Origin of the sequence: Nitrosococcus wardiae, from assembly GCF_004421105.1 — a bacterium.
GTDB classification, from domain to species: domain Bacteria; phylum Pseudomonadota; class Gammaproteobacteria; order Nitrosococcales; family Nitrosococcaceae; genus Nitrosococcus; species Nitrosococcus wardiae.
Map to the genome: position 1 here is coordinate 3,730,058 of NZ_CP038033.1, position 18,942 is coordinate 3,748,999.

Here is an 18,942-nt window from a genome sequence, read left to right on the forward strand (position 1 = left end):
CGACATAAATAAATAAAATTATTAATCTACCCGAAAAGTCATCCCCTAAAAGGCCTCAAGGGAAAGGATTAATAAACGTCATTGCCCTTTGGATTTTAGATGACTCTCCACCCACTCCGGGACTGATTTAAGGGCGGCATCCAACTTTTTCGGATCCTTACCCCCTGCCTGGGCCATATCCGGCCGCCCCCCACCTCGGCCTCCCACCTGTTCAGCCACAAAATTAACCAAATCCCCTGCTTTAATCTGGCTAATGGCATTTTTAGTCACCCCTGCAATCAAAACCACCTTACCTTCCACCACTGTGCCTAACACAATGGCAGCGGTGGCCAGCTTGCTTTTAAGTTGATCGACCGTATTACGCAAAGTTTTGATATCAACCCCGTCAATCCGGGCTGCCAAGACTTTAATACCCTGGATTTCCTGGGCCTGAGCGCTTAGATCCGATCCTCCCGCGCTGGCCAGCCGGGCCTTGAGGGTCCGTATTTCCCTCTCCTGCTGGCGGGCTTGTTGCTGCAATAATTCAAGCTTGTCAATCACCGACTCCCGCGAAGCCTTGAGCCGACCTGTAACCGCTTCCAAGCGGGCCTCATTCTCCTCTATCCAGCGTAGCGCCGCTTCCCCGGTAACCGCCTCAATCCGGCGAATCCCGGCAGCAATACCTGTTTCATTAACAATCTTAAAGAGACCAATGTTGCCGGTACGATCCACATGGGTACCACCACACAACTCTACAGAAAAATTTCCCATGCGCAAAACTCGCACTTGCTCGCCGTATTTTTCACCAAACAAGGCCACGACTCCCGCATCCAGAGCCTTCTGCAGGGGCATAATCTGCGTTTCTACAGGTAAATTTGTCCTAATTTGGGCATTCACCAAATGCTCAATTTGACGCAACTGTTCTGGTTCTAGCGCTTCGAAGTGGGAAAAATCAAATCGCAGCCGTTCGGAAGTCACCAGAGAGCCTTTCTGGGCTACGTGCTCCCCCAGTACCTGCCGCAGCGCCGCATGTAGAAGGTGCGTGGCCGAATGGTTGAGCCTCGTGGGAGTCCGGTGTGCTCGCTCCACTTCGGCTTGAATTAAATCGCCGACCCGTAGCTCACCTAAGCGGACTTCGCCTAAGTGCGCATGTGCGGCCCCCTGCTTCTGGGTATCCGTCACATTGAATAATCCATTGGGACCACGCAGCATTCCCCGGTCCCCTACTTGCCCGCCCGCTTCAGCATAGAACGGAGTCCGGTCAAGCACTATAATTCCCTTTTCACCGGCACTTAGTTGCTCCACAGCCTCTGTGGTCTCAGCCACCCGGAATAGGGCGGTCACTTGGCCTTCACCCCGCAGATGCTCGTAACCAATAAATTCTGTTTCCAGATCTAGCTGGAGGTCAGAGCCATACTCGATCTTGAAGCGACTAGCGGCGCGGGCACGCTCACGCTGCTTGGCCATGGCGTGCTCAAACCCCTTCATATCCAGCGTAAGACCCCGCTCCCGAGCAATATCGGCAGTCAGGTCCACAGGGAAACCAAAAGTATCGTAGAGCCGAAATACCGTTTCCCCAGGAATCACCTGACCCGATAGCTTCTCTATATCCTGCTCTAGGATTTTGAGCCCCTGGTCTAACGTTTCATTAAAACGTTCCTCTTCTAATTTCAGTATCCGCTCTACCCGACTCTGAGCCTGGGGCAACTCAGGATAGGCTTCTCCCATTTCTTCAGCTAATGGCTGCACTAATTGATAGAAGAAAGGATCACGTAGGCCTAGTTTATGCCCATGCCGGATGGCTCGGCGAATGATACGGCGCAGGACATAACCCCGCCCCTCATTGGAAGGTTGTACGCCATCAACCACCAAAAAGGCACAGGAGCGAATATGATCAGCAATCACCCGCAAGGAAGTCGGTTCTTGATTTTGAATGCCCGAAAGCGCAGTAATTGCAGTAATTAAATTACGGAACAAATCGATGTCGTAATTATCATGGACTCCTTGCATTACTGCCGCCAACCGTTCCAAACCCATCCCCGTATCGACAGAAGGCTTGGGCAAGGGGGAAAGGTGGCCTTCCTTATTCCGATCATACTGCATGAAAACCAGATTCCAAATCTCAGTATATCGGTCACCCTCCTGCTCCGGACTACCAGGAGGACCTCCCGCAATGCCAGGCCCGTGATCATAGAAAATCTCAGAGGAAGGGCCACAGGGTCCTGTATCTCCCATGGACCAGAAGTTATCTTCGGCACCACAGCGGGCAAAGCGCTCAGGACTAACGCCAATCTCCTTTAACCAAATATTGGCCGCTTCATCATCATCTTCAAAAACCGTAATCCACAGCCGCTCAGGCGGCAACTTCAGCACTTCGGTCAACAACACCCACCCATAACCGATGGCCTCGCGCTTAAAGTAGTCTCCAAAACTGAAATTGCCCAGCATTTCAAAAAAAGTATGATGGCGGGCAGTGTATCCCACATTTTCAAGGTCATTATGTTTCCCCCCGGCACGGACACAGCGCTGGGCACTCGCAGCACGGCGGTAAGCGCGGGTTTCTCGGCCAAGGAAAACCTCTTTAAACTGAACCATGCCCGCGTTGGTAAAAAGCAAAGTCGGATCATTAACGGGGACTAAAGGACTACTGGGAACAATCTCATGGCCCTGATGGCGAAAATAATCGAGGAATATTTTTCGAAGTTCAGCACTGCTTTTCATAATCGGTTGCTTACGCTGAGCGACTCAGTCGTCTATTCCGCTTAACGCGCGATTAATCTGTTCCTGGGTGAATCCCCGGTACTGCAGAAAACGCATCTGCCGGGCCCGTTCCCCAAGGCTGCTGGGAAGTGCCTGTCCAAAGCGCTTGCTCCGGGCTTTCATCGCTTGGTTATCCCAATCCCTTTCCTGAATCAGGCCATCGGCAATCAAGGCCTCGCTGATACCCCGCTCCTTGAGTTCGGCCGCGATACGGCGGGGTCCAAAACCACGTTCTGCCCGCGAACGAATATAACTTTCGGCAAAGCGTTGATCGCTTTGTAAGTTATCCCGTTCCAGCTCTGCCAGCACAGCCTCAATTAAATTAGATTGATATCCCCGGGCAGTAAGCTTACGGTGTAATTCCCAACTGGAGTGCTCTCGCCGCGCCAGCATCTCCAACATTAGGCTTCGAACGTTTACTGCACCGTTATCGCCCATATGAAGAGTCAGGCTTCCACCTCCTCAACCTCTGCCAATGCCGCTTTGCTCGGCAAGAGCCTCTCCCGGATACTGGCTTCAATGCCCTGGGCGAGCTCTTGATGTTCCTTGAGAAATTGACGCACATTATCCCTGCCCTGACCAATCCGATCCCCATTATAGCTGTACCAAGCGCCCGTCTTTTGGACAAGTCCCTCCTGGACTCCCAGATCGATAATCTCTCCTTCCCGGGAAACTCCACTCCCATAAAGGATGTCGAAGGAGATTTGTTTGAAAGGCGGTGCCATCTTATTCTTAACGATTTTCACCCGGGTTTCGTTACCGATGATCTCCTCCCCTTTTTTGAGGGAGCCCACTCGACGAATATCCAAACGCACAGAAGCATAAAATTTGAGCGCGTTACCACCGGTGGTTGTCTCCGGGCTACCAAACATCACTCCAATCTTCATCCGAATCTGGTTAATAAAAACGACCAGTGTATTGGAGCGCTTAATATTAGCGGTAAGCTTGCGCAGGGCCTGGGACATCAACCTGGCTTGCAAGCCTACATGGGAATCGCCCATTTCTCCCTCAATCTCCGCTTTGGGGGTCAGAGCAGCCACCGAGTCTATCACAACCACATCCACCGCCCCCGAGCGCACCAGCATATCGGCAATCTCTAGTGCCTGCTCCCCCGTATCCGGTTGGGAAACAAGAAGATCATTAACACCAACCCCTAATTTCTCAGCATACTGAGGATCCAGGGCGTGTTCGGCGTCCACAAAAGCCGCTGTCCCTCCCACCTTCTGGGCTTCTGCAACAACTTGCAGAGCTAAAGTGGTCTTGCCTGAGGCCTCTGGTCCAAAGATTTCAACCACGCGGCCTCGCGGCAATCCTCCCACTCCGAGGGCGATATCAAGCCCTAGAGAGCCCGTAGAAATTACCTCAACCCCGCGTACGGTGCTGGCATCCCCGAGACGCATTACCGCGCCTTTGCCAAACTGCTTCTCAATCTGTGAAAGCGCAGCTCCCAGCGCTTTTTTCCGGTTTTCGTCCATTGCTTGACCTCTAATTCTCCGCAGCGTACAAGCCTATGCCTTTAATTAAAAATTATCCCATAGTCTGGCTAGGACATCCTAGTCCGCTGGCATTAAAATGATCAGTTCACATCCCTAAAGGCCAAGTGCGTAACACTTGGTACTGAGCCCCGCTGGGATAGGTCACTGATTGTACCAAACAAAAATGGTCAACCTGCCAGACCAGGGGTGCCACCCGAGTGGCGGGAAAGTGCCCGGCCACCTTACGCGCCAGAGTCATATGGGCCCGGTAAGGCCGAGTCTCGGGCTGATGGCCACATACCGTCAGCCCTTGATTCAATTGTTGCACCAACTCTATCAAGGGCTCCGGCGTCTCCTCGGTAGCACACCAAACTACCCGTGGTCGGGACCAATGCTCTATCTTCTCCAGCTGTAGCGTAAAGGATCTCCCCACAATAGTATCGGCCACCGCTTCGACACAGGCACGCTGTTGCGCCGTCATACTCCCCAAGAAAACCAAAGTCAAGTGCAAATTCTCTGGGCGAACCCGTTTCCCCTGCTTACCCAATACCTGCCGGGCAATTTGAGCCAAGGACTCCTGAAACGCCTGTTCAGGCCAAAGGGCAAAAAACAAACGTTGAGTTTCAGGTGGACTGTTCAAGGACATCCAATAATCCTCGCAAAGCCCGCTCCACCGATTGCCGTCGCACTGCATCGCGGTCCCCTGGAAAACCTTCCCCAGCGGTCCACTCGCCCCCTGTCTTCAATGCCCAAGCAAACCAGACCGTTCCAACAGGCTTGTCTGGAGATCCCCCCCCAGGTCCAGCAACCCCGCTGACAGCAATACTGATCTCTGCACGACTGTGAGCCAACGCACCTCTCGCCATTTCCTTGACAGTGGCTTCACTCACCGCTCCAAAATGCACCAGCGTTTCCGCGCTAACTTCAAGCATCTCCTGTTTAGCTTCATTGCTATAGGTCACAAAACCCCGTTCAAACCAAGCTGAACTCCCGGCAATATCGGTGATGGCTTTTGCTACCCATCCACCCGTGCAAGACTCGGCAGTGACCACCTTCAAGCCGCGTGCTTGTAAGACCTTTCCAAGCTGCTGAGCTAACATCTCTAGCTTCATTTCAAAGATAGTTATACCAATCTATCTAGCAAATGTCCTGCGATGACATGATCTAAGGCTAGTCACCAAAATACGGTCGCCGCTACTCCCTAACAAGTGCTTGCTATCGTCCAGGACATGCTTGCTATAATCAATGCCGCTATAACAACAATATCCAATAAATTTCTTCCCGCAAACAGATATTTTAATCTGCCCCTACCCAAGAGGCGGAAGCTTTAATTCAGCGATATTTGCCAACTCACTACCGACTGCAAAGGTCTGTCTATGTCAGCGAATGGCCCGAGAAAACCCCATACTCCCATGATGCAACAGTACCTGCGAATTAAGGCAGACTATCCCCACACCCTTCTACTTTACCGTATGGGTGACTTCTACGAGTTGTTCTATGAAGACGCTCGACGTGCTGCAGAACTACTGGATATTGCCCTCACTAGCCGCGGTCAGTCAGCGGGCGCCCCCATCCCCATGGCGGGAATCCCCTACCATGCCCTCGATTCCTATTTGGTAAGACTAGTACGTCAGGGAGAGTCAGTGGCCATCTGTGAGCAGATGGGTGACCCCGCCAAAAGTAAAGGCCCTGTAGAACGACAGGTAGTGCGGGTGGTTACCCCTGGAACAGTGACCGATGAAGCCCTGTTGGAGGCCCGTCAGGATAATTTGCTTGCCGCTCTCCAGCGTAAGGGTGACATTTTTGGATTTGCCGTGCTTGATCTTTGTAGTGGGCGCTTTAGCGTCCTAGAAGTAAATAACGAAGCGGCAGCAGCCAGCGAACTGGCCCGCATCCGTCCGGCGGAACTTTTAGTGAGCGAGGAGCTAGCCCTTACCCTGGCCGATCCTCAAGCAGCCACGGTGACACGACCTCTACCTCCCTGGTATTTTGATACGGAGAGCGCCCAACGCCAGCTTTGCCAGCAATTCGGAACCCAGGATCTAACCGGCTTTGGCTGCGAGGATCTGAAAACCGCTATTGCCGCTGCAGGATGCCTGCTGCAATATATCCGCGATACCCAGCGAACTCAGCTTCCCCATATCCAAAAACTCCAAGTAGAATCTCAAGAAACTAGCGTGATCCTGGATCCCAGCACGCGGCGCAACCTAGAATTAGAAGAAAGCTTGAGTGGTCATTCCAACCATACTTTGATTGCAGTATTGGACCGAACGGCAACCGCTATGGGCAGCCGTCTGCTACGGCGCTATCTCCATCGGCCTCTGCGGGACCAAACTCTACTCAAGCAGCGTCAACAGGCGATCGCTACTCTCTTAGAAACTGGGTTAAGCGCTCCTCTGCAAAAGCTGCTCCGGGGAATTGGTGATATTGAGCGAATCCTCTCGCGGGTAGCCCTACGCTCAGCCCGCCCACGAGATCTTGTCCAATTACGTCACTCTCTGGGATTATTACCTGACATTCAAGCTCCCCTATTCCCCCTCCAGAGTCCCCAACTCCGGTTACTACAGCAAAATCTAGGCCCCTTTCCAGAACTCTACCAATTGCTGCAGCGAGCCATCTGCGAAAATCCTCCTGTGCTCCTCCAAGAGGGAGGAGTGATTGCCCCCGGCTTCGACTCTAAACTGGATGAGTTGCGGCATCTAAGTAACAATGCTGGGCAATTTTTAGTGGAACTGGAGCAACGGGAACGGGAGCGCACCGGACTTTCGACCCTTAAGGTAGGTTATAACAAAATCCATGGCTACTATATTGAGATCGCTCGCACTCAAGCTCATAAAGCACCTCCTGACTATACTCGCCGCCAGACCTTAAAGGGAGCTGAACGCTATATCACTCCAGAATTGAAAGGCTTTGAGGATAAAGTATTAAGTGCCCGGGAACGGGCGCAGGCGCGGGAAAAAGCCCTTTACGAAGAATTGCTTGAGCAAGTGGCCAATCCGCTCCCGGCTTTACAGGCCTGTGCCAGTGCCTTGGCGGAACTGGACGTACTGAATAACCTGGCTGAACGGGCCGAAACCCTGGAATATATGCCCCCCGTGTTGAGCGATCAGCCGGGGATTCTGATCGAAGGGGGCCGCCACCCAGTGGTAGAGCAAACTTTGGAGGCCCCTTTTGTATCCAATGATCTAACCCTCCATGAAGAACGACGGACGTTAATTATTACCGGTCCCAATATGGGGGGAAAATCCACTTACATGCGCCAAACGGCCTTAATTGTCCTTCTCGCCCATATTGGGAGCTTTGTCCCAGCCCGCCGCGCGGTAATTGGCCCTATTGACCGAATTTTCACCCGCATTGGCGCCGCCGATGATCTTGCTGGGGGACGCTCCACCTTTATGGTGGAAATGACCGAGACCGCCAATATTCTACATAATGCCACCAAACATAGCTTAGTGCTGATGGATGAAATCGGCCGGGGCACGAGCACTTTCGACGGCCTGTCCCTGGCCTGGGCCGTAGCTTCCCACCTTGCCTACACGGTGCGTTCCCTGACTCTATTCGCAACCCATTATTTTGAACTGACTAGCCTCCCTGAGCATCTTCCTGGGGTGGCTAACCTTCATCTCACGGCAACCGAGTATAAGGAGCGTATTGTTTTTCTCCATGCGGTGAAAGAGGGGCCTGCTAACCAAAGCTATGGTCTTCAAGTGGCCGCATTAGCTGGCGTTCCCCAGGAAGTGATTACCCAAGCACGGCAACGACTCGCGGAGTTAGAAAATAATGCCCGGCAAAACCCCACCGATGGAGGCGAAACCCAACTCGACCTATTTGCCACACCTGCGGATCATCCTGTCGTTCAGATCTTACAGGACTTGGAGCCAGATGAACTCAGTCCCCGGCAAGCCTTAAAGAAACTCTATGAACTCAAAGCGCTGTTAAACCTTGCTGTTACCAACTAAAACGACAGTCATTTTTGGCGTTTGCGGCCCAGGGCTTTTAGCTACAACAACCTGATTCTGCACAGGAACCTCCCTGGTGGATCCCGCCTTTGGTTTCTTGTGCTGGGCGCCGAGTCCCCGCAGGCGCACACCAGGTCACTGGTTCTTGGGAGACGGCCGGTGAAATTCCAATAAAATCATCATTATAGGGGCCGGTGGTTAGGAGCCGAAAGGTGCGCTCACACACCGCAATGCGTTCTCCCCGCGGAAAAACATGACCTTCTTCATCATGGACCTGGGTATAAGGTCCCTTATAAATGACCGCCTGCCCCACATCCATACATTCTGAGCCTTCAGGTTTAACGGCAGTGAGAGTCGCTGAGCGAAACTCGATGCCCTCCACCACCTGCCAAGGCTCGGCCTCCCATTTATCGTAACTCACCGCAACAAAGCCCATTGCTAAGAAGGCATCAAGGAATTCTTTTTCCTGGAAGGCCCCGGAAATACAGCCAGACCACAATTTTGGATCATCACGTAAGTGTTGGGGAACGACCTCATCACTGATAATATCGGAAATAGCGACCCGCCCACCCGGACGCAATACTCGGAAGATTTCCGCAACCATTTGTGCCTTTGCCCCATCCTCTACTAAATTCAACACGCAATTGGAAATAACCAGATCCACCGAGCTATCAGGGATTAGGGGGGTTTCCTGGCGTTGTTGGGTTTTAAAAGCCTCTAGACGGGCTAAATCTCGGCTCTTGGACACGGGGTTTGCAGCTAAATAGGCATCTACGGCAGCTAAGTCTAAAGCCAGATCCTGGATCAACCCCTTTTTAAATTCGACCCGTTCACCGCCCAACCGCTTTGCCATTTCGGCTTGATATTTTTGGGCTAGAGCAAGCATGTCGTCATTCATATCTACGCCTATTACTCGCCCTTGGGCGCCAACGAGTTGCGCTGCTATATAACAGATTTTACCGCCACCACTGCCGAGATCGAGCACCACGTCTCCTTCTCGAATATAGGGGGAAGGATCGCCACAACCATAGTCCTTATCAATGATCTCCTGGGGCAGAATTTGCAACAACCGTGAGTCATACTCCACTGCGCAGCACAACTCAGTTTGATGCGCCTGAGCCCCTTCTGAATACCGTTCCAACACATTAACTTGCTGCGACATCTATGCACTCCTGGTTCAATCGATAATCTTGCCCTAAAATTTCATCCTTATCGGTATTCCATCAACTCAAAGCGCCACCGCAACTACTCCCCTGTCCAGCGCTGCAACCATAGCAATGATCGGCCACAGCGATGGGATTGCCTTCTAAATCTGTGCCCCACTCCAGGAGTTGGGAGAGATGAATGGGTGATTTGCCGACATGGACCAACGGCAAGCCCAGCATCTGATTAAAATCACAATCATAAACATATCCTTGCCAGTCAACGCTAATAAGGTTGCGACACATCACCGATTCTAGATTTTCTGCCTGGTAGGCCTCTCGCAAAAGAGCCATATATTTTCTAAACAGTCCCTTGGAAACAAGCATGCTGCCAAAGCGCTGGATCGGCATATTGGTCAGGCTAAACAGATGGTTAAAAACAATCCCGTAGCGTTCACCAAGCTGGTGCTTATATTCCGCCTCTAGTCTCTTTTGGGGTGGCGGTAAAGTCGCACCCTGGGGGTTATACACAAGATTGAGTATTAGCCCTGAAGCCTTGTCACCATAGCCTAAATGATTGAGTTTCTGTAAAGCTCGGATACTGGTCTCAAACACCCCCCGGCCCCGTTGCCGATTGACATTCTCTTCCAAGTAACAAGGCAATGAGGCCACCACTTCTACTCTCTGGGCGGCTAAGAATTCGCCTAAACCTTCCTGTCCCGGCTCTTCAAGAATCGTGAGATTGCAACGATCAATGACTCGGACTCCCAAACTCCGCGCCCTGATGACAAGATCTCGAAAGTGGGGATTAAGCTCTGGCGCTCCGCCGGTGAGGTCTAGGGCAGTGACGCTGGAGGTTTGTAAAAACGCAACAACTTGTTCAATGGTCTCCCGAACCATGACTTCTTTACGCTTCGGCCCGGCGCTGACATGGCAATGGACACACTGCTGATTACAGCGATAACCGAGATTAATTTGTAACGTTTCTAGAGGCTTACGCCTCAGGGCTGGAAAATCCGTGGCTTGCAATAAGGGTAGGGTTGCATGCATGGAACTGTCTATATGCCTCAAACAGAAAAGATTTTTGATAAGACTTAAATTTTTCAGACTTCTTAGGGACCCTTTTGTTACAGTAGCTAGATAACCTTCATATTGGCTTTACAGGTTTTTTCGCCACATTATTCCGAAGATAGACGGGCAATGCCTGTTCTGCCATTACTGCTTCACCTCGGGCAAAAGCAGCAGCGCCGAGCTGGGCTATTGCGATAGCGCGGGGATAGCACTCTGCTTCCCAACCAGTTACTCTCTCCTCAAGACGCCCGCGCAGCTTATCCTTATAAGTTCCCCAGCCGGTACCTGCTCCAAACCACCCCTCCCCTGCCACCAAGGGGACTGCCTCGGGAGCGCAGACTTGTTCGGCACCTGTTAATCTAACCAAACCCTCAGCCCCTTGTTCATAGGCACCCCAATAAACCTCACCCATCCGGGCATCGATAGCCGCCAGAATCTTTTTCGCCCCACAAGACTGGGCCAGGGCTGCCAGGGAGGAAACGGGCAATACGGGCAAGTCGTGGGCAAAAGCGATCCCTTGCGCCACCCCCACACCAATCCGTACACCAGTAAAAGACCCCGGCCCCTGGCCGAAAGCCAGCGCATCGACAGCGCTCAGAGACATACCTGCTTCCGCCAATAGGGCCTCTAGCATATTTAAAATAAGATCTGAATGCCCTTGAGGAGTAACCACAAAACGCTCACGGATCTGGTCAGCTATAAGCAGGGCTGCAGAGCAGGCTTCCGTCGAGGTATCAAGAGCCAATAGCTTCATATTGAGCTAAGATACAAGGAACTGTTTTTCCTCAAATAACTTGATGCTATGTTTCCAGTAAGAAACCCTAATCCAACCTCGATTCGACCGGTCATCACCATTGGCCTCATAGTCATTTGTATCTTAGTCTTTTTGTGGGAACTTTCATTGGAGCCGAAAGAAGCCGTTCGGGCTATCTACAGTTTTGCGGTTACTCCAATATTCTTTCTTCATAAAGTGGAACTAGTCGGCAGCCCGATACCCATTGAACTCACCCTCATCACATCCCTTTTTCTCCACGCCGATATATGGCACCTAGCCAGTAATCTATTGTTTTTCTGGATCTTTGGAAAAACAATTGAAGATGCCACTGGACATGTTCGCTTTATCCTTTTTTATTTTCTATGCGGAATTATAGCAATAATGCCGTATATCCTCCTCAACCCTACCTCTCAAAATCCTATAATTGGTGCAAGCGGCGCCATCTCCGCAGTATTAGGCGCTTATCTCCGATTATTTCCCCACTCCAGAATTGTCGCCGTCTATCTACGAGGTTTCTATCCTGCTCTGGCCCGGGTACCGGCAGAATGGGTGCTCATATTCTGGTATGGACTGCAGCTTATATATGGAATATTCACCACTGCCGAGCAAGAAACTGTCGCATGGGAAGTCCATTTAAGCGGTTTCGCCGCTGGTATGCTCTTCGTGCCCTTATTTTATCGCTCGCCAAAATAAGTTTAAAAATAAAGCCAATGATCTAGAAAAGGTTAAAAAATGAATCGAATAATTTGAACTCTGTCAAAAACATGCATATTTTTTCCATGTTCTATTGATTTGCCTTGAAACCTGTCCTAGGTTTTAACCATGGGGTTTATGAGGGTTTTCTAGCCCGAGATTCCATAAGCGAATTTTATGCCATATAAATATTATAAATATGCAAGAGAGGTAGGCATGAGACAATCCCATGGGAAATTTCCTAAAAATTGGGCACTAATAGTCATCACCTTCCTAGCTGGCGCGATATTACTTTCTCCAACTGTGGTTTTCGGGGGACAGTCTATCTCCACGTTGGAAGAACGGGTCCGGCAAATGGAAGAAGAGCTTCGGATGCTGCGTAGAGAGCTAACGCGGGTTAGAGAAAAAGCTCAAGAACCTGCACAGCAGGTAGAGCAGCTTGAAGAGCGAGTAGCGGTGGTAGAAAGAACTAGCCCATCCAAACCCGAACCCCTGGGGTATAACATGCTCTTCTTCCGCGGGGGGTATACCGAATTAAATAGCGACCGCAGCAACCAGGTCTTTACAGATATTTTTGAGACCGGCGGCATTCAAAATGATGATGATTCTGGTTGGTATGTGGGCGCTGGATTCGACTATTTTCTGAACGATAATGTCTGGGGATTAGTACCTAACACTTCAGTCTTTGCAGAATTAGGTATTGAATATAAAAATTTAGATACTAAAGATGACGCCCTCCGCGTAGTCCCTGTCGCATCAAATGCGATCGGCGTTCAAAATACTAGCACTGAGGGGGTTACCCTTAGCATGCTTACCGTTAGTGCTTCACCTAAGCTCAAATATACAGGCTGGGGGAAATTCCAACCTTGGATTATTCCAGCAGGTCTCGACTTCCATGTGATTAGCCCGCCTTCAGATGCTGGCACAGTGCTTGACATTGGCGTGCAATTCGCCGCAGGTATCGATTATGAACCTATTCGAGGATTTCACGTGGGGGTAGATGGCCGCTACCATCTCGCCGCAGATGAAACGGATGGTGTCGAAAACGACCACTGGACAACGGGAGGTTATTTAGGCATTCATTTTTAAGGGTTTGGAAAACCAGCTATGAAAACCATAGAGGGGGAAGGGAAATTTCTCTTCCCCCTTGCCATTAGCTCATAACTTTATCGAGGGAGCTAAAAATTGTTCCTCTAGGCTGCTGTAGGGTGATTCTCATGGGAATTTACGATTAAAATTTTATTTCCCCTTGGGCCACTTTGCTCCCGCCCTATCTGCATACAATAGTCCCTATATTCCTCCAGCGTACAATATTTCCTGATTTCCTGCTCTCCCATAGTAACTGTTTATTGGGAGGCTGCTACTTTTGTTTCCGCTGTTGCATTGATCAATTGCTTATTATTTCGTGCCCGCACTAACTTCCAATAACCAAAGAGATTAGTAGAAGTAATATCAATCACTTCCAGATCAGTTCCTTTTACAAAAGAATCTAAGCAGAGATCAGGATGAAATCCAAGAAACCGAGAAAGGGGTGAAAGCAAACGTTCCATTCCAGCAAGTACTGGATTGGTACTTTGAAAATGGTTCAGAATAAAAAGCTCGCCATCTGGCTTGCAGACGCGCTTTAATTCATCGACTAATCGTTCAGGATGGGGCACTACAGAAGCCACATAGGTTGCCGTCACCTTATCAAAACTATTGTCAGGAAATTCCATATATTCGGCATCCATCACCCGTAGCTCAACCACATTTTCCAACCCTAAGCGCTTCTTCCGAACATTTGCTCGCTCCAACATCTCTGGGGAAATGTCAATCCCCGTTACCTGGACAAAAGGAGGATATAAAGGCAAAGAAAGGCCAGTTCCAACGCCGACTTCTAAAATTTTATCACCTGGCTGGCAATTTAATTTTTCAATACTCTCCTTCCGCCCCCGTTGCATTACCGGCCCAAACCAGGCATCATAAAGAGTTGCATAGCGTTTATAGGCTTTCTGTACTGCAACAATATCCAAGCGGGAACGTTGTTTTTTTTCTTCTTTAATAGAGCCTTTCAGTTGGCTAGGAGTATTTTTTAACTGATCAGGCTCATTGGTTGTTTTTTTCATAGGAATTTGCAACCTCTTTTTTATTGGTTGAAAAATCAGCTGCCCCTAATATAAAAATTATCGGGTCTCCAAATCTATTTTCGCTGTTTTCCACTTTAACTATAGCGCATTTGCTTACAATTTGAGTTGTTTTTAGCACTAAATAATAAAGTACTATTCTAAATAAAGAGTCCCCGCATTCCGTAGCATTATTTCAAAACTCCCTAGCCACCAGATGGCTGCACAGGTATAATAGTAGCGTCATAGGATTCTAGAAAATTCGATAATTAGAGGGCAGAGAGCTACGCTAAGAACAATTTAAAATATTTTCCTGGGCTTTGTAGAGCACCTGAAAAATAGCGAAGTTAAATTCAGGCGCTTGGATCCTGGCGAGAAATGCTTCAACAGCTAGCGTTGACGGATTTATCCAAAAACCCGTTTTTCTGCTACCCGGTGCAAACTCGCCGTTCCGTTCTGCCAATAGAATTTTGTCCGTAAATTGTAAAATCTAGATGCTTAAATAAGCTTGGCCTCCAAGCAAAGTAGCTTTTAGGGGACCGTATGCTCAAATAATTTACTAGCTATGCAAGCCCCTTATTGTAGGGCTAACTATTTAAAGGACAAGCCGCCTAGGGCAGCAGACGATAAACTATAAATTATGACTGATATAGAGCCATGGTAAAATGCTTAAGTTTAACTCTAGTAAGATTAATACAGCTTAGTGCTGTAGTATTCTATGCTTACATCATATTCATCTACGTGGGGGCATTATTTCTTCTGCCTCTCGCTGGTATTTATCATTTATCTAATGCCTTGAGTTTTCTCGGACTACCTACCTTTCTTGCTGCTATAACCGCAATCGCGATGGTAGCAGGGATAATTTATGCCGGTTACAAGATCCCAAATTTTTTCACGACTATTCGAGATTTTGGATTAAATCTGGTAAGTCTTGGGTTCGATCAAATCAAGCAGTTTAACCAGATTGCTGAAGAAATAAAAGGCTCTTCCCCAGCGAGCAGTAGCGCCTCACATCACCCAACCTAGTAAACGGGGGCGTTAAGAGCAATAATCTCTTTGGCTGCCTAGGGAAAGGCAGCCTCACCCCTTAAGAAGCTATTTTCTCTTTTTAATATCCTTGGGTCGGATCAGAGAGATCAGTTGACCTGCCTGAGCCTCTGCCTCTAAGCAGTCCCAATCACCAGACAGCTTTAACTGAGCCAAAGCGGCAGTAGGAAAGTGCTTCCCTTCTGCAGGCTTTGCTATTCTTTCACCGCAGAGAAAAACAAGCAAATTCTCTAACCCAGGGTTATGGCCGACTAATAAGAGAGTATCAACCAAAGCTGGGCACGCCGAAATGACCCTCAACAATAAAGGGACATCAGCTTTATAAATACGTTCATCCCAATGGATTTTATTTTCAGGAATATTAAGCTCTCTAGCCACCATGCAAGTGGTTTGTTTTGCCCGTAGTGCAGGTGAGCTAACCACATACCCTGGATGAAGATCATGCGCTTTCATCCAGTAACCTACGCGCGGTGCTTCCCTGATTCCACGCTTAGCTAGGGGACGCTCAAAATCAGATGGGCTCCCCGTATCCCATGCAGATTTAGCATGCCGAAGGATTAATAACTGACGCGACATAATGCAATATTATATACCCCTATAAAAAGCAAAACCCCCGAGTGAGGGTTTCAATCGGGGGTTTAGCGAAGATATAAGATGCCTGGCGGTGACCTACTTTCACATGGGCAACCCCACACTATCATCGGCGCTGAGTAGTTTCACTTCCGAGTTCGGCATGGGTTCGGGTGGGACCTACTCGCTATGGCCACCAGGCAAAAACTGCTCTCTCTTGGGGGAAGTCTGCTCTCTCTGGCAATCCACCCAACTTGCTTGGGTGTTATATGGTCAAGCCTCACGGGCCATTAGTACGGGTTAGCTTCACACATTACTGCGCTTCCACACCCCGCCTATCAACGTTGTCGTCTCCAACGACCCTTCAGGAACCTCGCAGGTCCTGGGAGATCTCATCTTGAGGAGGGCTTCCCGCTTAGATGCCTTCAGCGGTTATCCCCTCCGGACATAGCTACCCGGCCATGCCACTGGCGTGACAACCGGAACACCAGAGGTCCGTCCACTCCGGTCCTCTCGTACTAGGAGCAGCCCCTCTCAAATCTCCAACGCCTACGGCAGATAGGGACCGAACTGTCTCACGACGTTCTAAACCCAGCTCGCGTACCACTTTAAATGGCGAACAGCCATACCCTTGGGACCGGCTACAGCCCCAGGATGTGATGAGCCGACATCGAGGTGCCAAACACCGCCGTCGATATGAACTCTTGGGCGGTATCAGCCTGTTATCCCCGGAGTACCTTTTATCCGTTGAGCGATGGCCCTTCCACTAAGAACCACCGGATCACTAAGACCGTCTTTCGACCCTGCTCGACCTGTCCGTCTCGCAGTCAGGCACCCTTTTGCCTTTGCACTCACTACGCGATTTCCGACCGCGCTGAGGGTACCTTCGCGCTCCTCCGTTACCCTTTAGGAGGAGACCGCCCCAGTCAAACTACCCACCATGCACTGTCCCCGACCCGGATAACGCGCCTAGGTTAGAACTCCAAACATGCCAGGGTGGTATTTCAAGGTCGGCTCCACCGAAACTAGCGTCCCGGCTTCTTCGCCTCCCACCTATCCTACACAAGCAGGTTCAAAGTCCAGTGCAAAGCTGTAGTAAAGGTTCACGGGGTCTTTCCGTCTTGCCGCAGGTACACTGCATCTTCACAGCAATTTCAATTTCACTGAGCCTCGGGTGGAGACAGTGTGGCCATCGTTACGCCATTCGTGCAGGTCGGAACTTACCCGACAAGGAATTTCGCTACCTTAGGACCGTTATAGTTACGGCCGCCGTTTACCGGCGCTTCGTTCAAGGGCTTCGCCTCGCGACTAACCCCATCACTTAACGTTCCGGCACCGGGCAGGCGTCACACCCTATACTTCCTCTTTCAAGTTCGCAGAGTGCTGTGTTTTTAATAAACAGTCGCAGCCACCTGGTCACTGCAACCTCCTTCCGCTCCAGACGCTCGGTCCTTCACGTACCAGAGGCACACCTTCTCCCGAAGTTACGGTGCCAATTTGCCGAGTTCCTTCACCCGAGTTCTCTCAAGCGCCTGAGGATTCTCTCCCCGCCCACCTGTGTCGGTTTCGGGTACGGTCTCACATAACCTGATGCTTAGAGGCTTTTCCTGGAAGCCGGGCCTCAACTGCTTCGCCCTTCAATAAGAGCTCGTCATCACGCCTCGGAATACGCGCCCCCGGATTTGCCTAGGAACGCTCCCTACACGCTTAAACCGGGACTTCCAACCCCCGGCCAGCCTAGCCTTCTCCGTCACCCCATCGCAGTTATGCCAGGTACCGGAATATTAACCGGTTTCCCATCGACTACGCCTCTCGGCCTCGCCTTAGGGACCGACTCACCCTGCGCCGATTAACGTTGCGCAGGAACCCTTGGGCTTTCGGCGAGGGGGCCTCTCACCCCCTTTATCGTTACTCATGTCAGCATTCGCACTTCCGATGCCTCCAACATGCCTCTCAGCACGCCTTCTACAGCCTACGGAACGCTCCCCTACCGCATAAATCCCCCGCAGAGGACTCATACCCGCAGCTTCGGTATATCGCTTTAGCCCCGGTACATCTTCCGCGCAGGCCGACTCGACCAGTGAGCTATTACGCTTTCTTTAAAGGATGGCTGCTTCTAAGCCAACCTCCTGGCTGTCTTCGCCTTCCCACATCGTTTCCCACTTAGCGATAATTTCGGGACCTTAGCTGACGGTCTGGGCTGTTTCCCTCTCCACGATGGACCTTCTCACCCACCGTGTGTCTCCCATGCTCCCACTTCCCAGTATTCGGAGTTTGCCTCGGTTTGGTAAGGCTATACGCCCCCCTAGCCGAAACAGTGCTCTACCCCCAGGAGTGATACATGAGGCACTACCTAAATAGCTTTCGGGGAGAACCAGCTATCTCCGAGCTTGTTTAGCCTTTCACTCCTAACCACAGCTCATCCCCTGATTTTTCAACATCAGTGGGTTCGGGCCTCCAGTGGGAATTACCCCACCTTCACCCTGGCCATGGCTAGATCGCCCGGTTTCGGGTCTACTCCCAGCGACTCAGCCGCCCTATTCAGACTCGGTTTCCCTACGGCTCCCCTCTCGGTTAACCTGGCCACTGAAAGTAACTCGCTGACCCATTATACAAAAGGTACGCAGTCACCTCCCTAAGAAGGCTCCCACTGCTTGTACGCATACGGTTTCAGATTCTCTTTCACTCCCCTCTACGGGGTTCTTTTCACCTTTCCCTCACGGTACTTGTCCACTATCGGTCGGTAGGGAGTATTTAGCCTTGGAGGGTGGGCCCCCCTTCTTCAGACAGGATACCACGTGTCCCGCCCTACTCATCTTCACCTGTAACACCCTTTCGTGTACCGGGCTATCACCGTCTACGGCCGGACTTTCCAATCCGTTCCACTAAAATCCTACAGGCTTTTGGGCTGCTCCCCTTTCGCTCGCCGCTACTCAGGGAATCTCGGTTGATTTCTTTTCCTCTAGGTACTGAGATGGTTCAGTTCCCCAGGTTCGCCTCACATGCCTATATATTCAGCATGCAATACCTAGCCTCAACTAGGTGGGTTCCCCCATTCGGATACCCCCGGATCATCGCCCGTTTGCCGGCTCCCCGAGGCTTTTCGCAGACTACCACGTCCTTCTTCGCCTCCTACCGCCAAGGCATCCACCGTATGCGCTTATTCGCTTGACCATATAACCCCAAACAACCTGGGCTATATCATTCTCGCCAACATACCTCGCAAGCTCCTCGCTTGCCTCGCCTTGAACTTCTCTTCCCCTCGTTTTTAAAGAGCATGCAAGAGAATAATACCATACTCTTGCTTTATTTTAGACATCACCGTGAACACTATGCTCATTTTTGGTGGTGCCTAAAATCTTTCATATC

The 18,942-nt window shown here is 50.5% G+C and carries 13 protein-coding genes and 2 rRNA genes; 3 read left to right on the forward strand and 12 right to left on the reverse strand.

Features of this window, described 5'->3' with window-relative positions; all coding sequences use genetic code 11:
• Positions 1-78: 78 nt before the first annotated feature.
• From alaS to pncC, 5 genes are all read right to left on the reverse strand, one after another.
• Complete coding sequence (alaS, locus tag E3U44_RS17585; protein ID WP_134359370.1) at positions 79-2,700, reverse strand: alanine--tRNA ligase; 2,622 nt, start codon at positions 2,698-2,700, stop codon at positions 79-81.
• Positions 2,701-2,724: 24 nt separating this feature from the next.
• A complete protein-coding gene (locus tag E3U44_RS17590; protein WP_134359371.1) occupies positions 2,725-3,177 on the reverse strand; it encodes a regulatory protein RecX in 453 nt (150 codons plus the stop codon).
• Between the two features lie 8 nt (positions 3,178-3,185).
• Positions 3,186-4,214: a recombinase RecA gene (recA, locus tag E3U44_RS17595; protein ID WP_134359372.1), complete on the reverse strand. Its 1,029-nt coding sequence runs from the start codon at positions 4,212-4,214 to the stop codon at positions 3,186-3,188.
• A 106-nt stretch (positions 4,215-4,320) separates the two neighbouring features.
• Complete coding sequence (gene thpR / locus E3U44_RS17600) at positions 4,321-4,860, reverse strand: RNA 2',3'-cyclic phosphodiesterase (protein ID WP_206054837.1); 540 nt, start codon at positions 4,858-4,860, stop codon at positions 4,321-4,323.
• Positions 4,838-5,326, reverse strand: a complete 489-nt coding sequence (gene pncC / locus E3U44_RS17605) for a nicotinamide-nucleotide amidase (protein WP_134359373.1) — start codon at positions 5,324-5,326, stop codon at positions 4,838-4,840. Before pncC ends, thpR begins: the two co-directional genes overlap by 23 nt.
• Before the next feature lie 264 nt (positions 5,327-5,590).
• Between pncC and mutS the strand changes: the two genes are divergently transcribed.
• On the forward strand, positions 5,591-8,173 hold the full coding sequence (gene mutS, locus E3U44_RS17610) for a DNA mismatch repair protein MutS (protein WP_134359374.1): 2,583 nt from the start codon (positions 5,591-5,593) through the stop codon (positions 8,171-8,173).
• 37 nt (positions 8,174-8,210) lie between these two features.
• Here mutS and E3U44_RS17615 read toward each other — a convergent pair whose 3' ends face one another.
• The 3 genes from E3U44_RS17615 to tsaB form a co-directional block, all read right to left on the reverse strand.
• A complete protein-coding gene (locus E3U44_RS17615; RefSeq protein ID WP_134359375.1) occupies positions 8,211-9,335 on the reverse strand; it encodes a methyltransferase domain-containing protein in 1,125 nt (374 codons plus the stop codon).
• Positions 9,336-9,396: 61 nt separating this feature from the next.
• Positions 9,397-10,365 carry an arsenosugar biosynthesis radical SAM (seleno)protein ArsS gene (gene arsS / locus E3U44_RS17620; RefSeq protein ID WP_134359376.1) on the reverse strand — a complete coding sequence of 323 codons (969 nt, stop codon included), beginning with the start codon at positions 10,363-10,365 and terminating at the stop codon, positions 9,397-9,399.
• A 97-nt stretch (positions 10,366-10,462) separates the two neighbouring features.
• A complete protein-coding gene (gene tsaB, locus E3U44_RS17625; protein WP_134359377.1) occupies positions 10,463-11,140 on the reverse strand; it encodes a tRNA (adenosine(37)-N6)-threonylcarbamoyltransferase complex dimerization subunit type 1 TsaB in 678 nt (225 codons plus the stop codon).
• A 48-nt stretch (positions 11,141-11,188) separates the two neighbouring features.
• Here tsaB and E3U44_RS17630 point away from each other — a divergent pair, with 48 nt between their 5' ends.
• Positions 11,189-11,854: a rhomboid family intramembrane serine protease gene (locus E3U44_RS17630; RefSeq protein ID WP_134359378.1), complete on the forward strand. Its 666-nt coding sequence runs from the start codon at positions 11,189-11,191 to the stop codon at positions 11,852-11,854.
• A gap of 216 nt (positions 11,855-12,070) precedes the next feature.
• Positions 12,071-12,943, forward strand: a complete 873-nt coding sequence (locus E3U44_RS17635; RefSeq protein WP_134359379.1) for a hypothetical protein — start codon at positions 12,071-12,073, stop codon at positions 12,941-12,943.
• Between the two features lie 257 nt (positions 12,944-13,200).
• On the opposite strand, the gene E3U44_RS17640 is transcribed toward E3U44_RS17635, so the two are convergent.
• The 4 genes from E3U44_RS17640 to E3U44_RS17660 all read right to left on the reverse strand — a co-directional run bounded on the left by E3U44_RS17640 (position 13,201) and on the right by E3U44_RS17660 (position 18,747).
• Positions 13,201-13,959 (reverse strand): class I SAM-dependent methyltransferase, encoded by a 759-nt coding sequence (locus E3U44_RS17640; protein ID WP_134359380.1) that lies wholly within the window; start codon positions 13,957-13,959, stop codon positions 13,201-13,203.
• Positions 13,960-15,051: 1,092 nt separating this feature from the next.
• Positions 15,052-15,579 carry a SixA phosphatase family protein gene (locus E3U44_RS17650; protein ID WP_134359382.1) on the reverse strand — a complete coding sequence of 176 codons (528 nt, stop codon included), beginning with the start codon at positions 15,577-15,579 and terminating at the stop codon, positions 15,052-15,054.
• Between the two features lie 80 nt (positions 15,580-15,659).
• A 5S ribosomal RNA gene (rrf, locus tag E3U44_RS17655) occupies positions 15,660-15,774 on the reverse strand.
• Positions 15,775-15,842: 68 nt separating this feature from the next.
• Positions 15,843-18,747: ribosomal RNA gene (locus E3U44_RS17660) — 23S ribosomal RNA — on the reverse strand.
• Between the last annotated feature and the right edge of the window lie 195 nt (positions 18,748-18,942).

Excerpts from the sequence above, each read along its gene's own strand:
- alaS (WP_134359370.1), bottom strand. The coding sequence starts at position 2,700 with ATGAAAAGCAGTGCTGAACTTCGAAAAATATTCCTCGATTATTTTCGC.
- recA (WP_134359372.1), bottom strand. The coding sequence starts at position 4,214 with ATGGACGAAAACCGGAAAAAAGCGCTGGGAGCTGCGCTTTCACAGATT.
- E3U44_RS17615 (WP_134359375.1), bottom strand. The coding sequence starts at position 9,335 with ATGTCGCAGCAAGTTAATGTGTTGGAACGGTATTCAGAAGGGGCTCAG.
- E3U44_RS17590 (WP_134359371.1), bottom strand. The coding sequence starts at position 3,177 with ATGGGCGATAACGGTGCAGTAAACGTTCGAAGCCTAATGTTGGAGATG.
- E3U44_RS17650 (WP_134359382.1), bottom strand. The coding sequence starts at position 15,579 with ATGTCGCGTCAGTTATTAATCCTTCGGCATGCTAAATCTGCATGGGAT.
- pncC (WP_134359373.1), bottom strand. The coding sequence starts at position 5,326 with ATGAAGCTAGAGATGTTAGCTCAGCAGCTTGGAAAGGTCTTACAAGCA.
- tsaB (WP_134359377.1), bottom strand. The coding sequence starts at position 11,140 with ATGAAGCTATTGGCTCTTGATACCTCGACGGAAGCCTGCTCTGCAGCC.
- E3U44_RS17635 (WP_134359379.1), top strand. The coding sequence starts at position 12,071 with ATGAGACAATCCCATGGGAAATTTCCTAAAAATTGGGCACTAATAGTC.
- E3U44_RS17640 (WP_134359380.1), bottom strand. The coding sequence starts at position 13,959 with ATGAAAAAAACAACCAATGAGCCTGATCAGTTAAAAAATACTCCTAGC.
- thpR (WP_206054837.1), bottom strand. The coding sequence starts at position 4,860 with ATGTCCTTGAACAGTCCACCTGAAACTCAACGTTTGTTTTTTGCCCTT.
- mutS (WP_134359374.1), top strand. The coding sequence starts at position 5,591 with ATGTCAGCGAATGGCCCGAGAAAACCCCATACTCCCATGATGCAACAG.
- arsS (WP_134359376.1), bottom strand. The coding sequence starts at position 10,365 with ATGCATGCAACCCTACCCTTATTGCAAGCCACGGATTTTCCAGCCCTG.
- E3U44_RS17630 (WP_134359378.1), top strand. The coding sequence starts at position 11,189 with ATGTTTCCAGTAAGAAACCCTAATCCAACCTCGATTCGACCGGTCATC.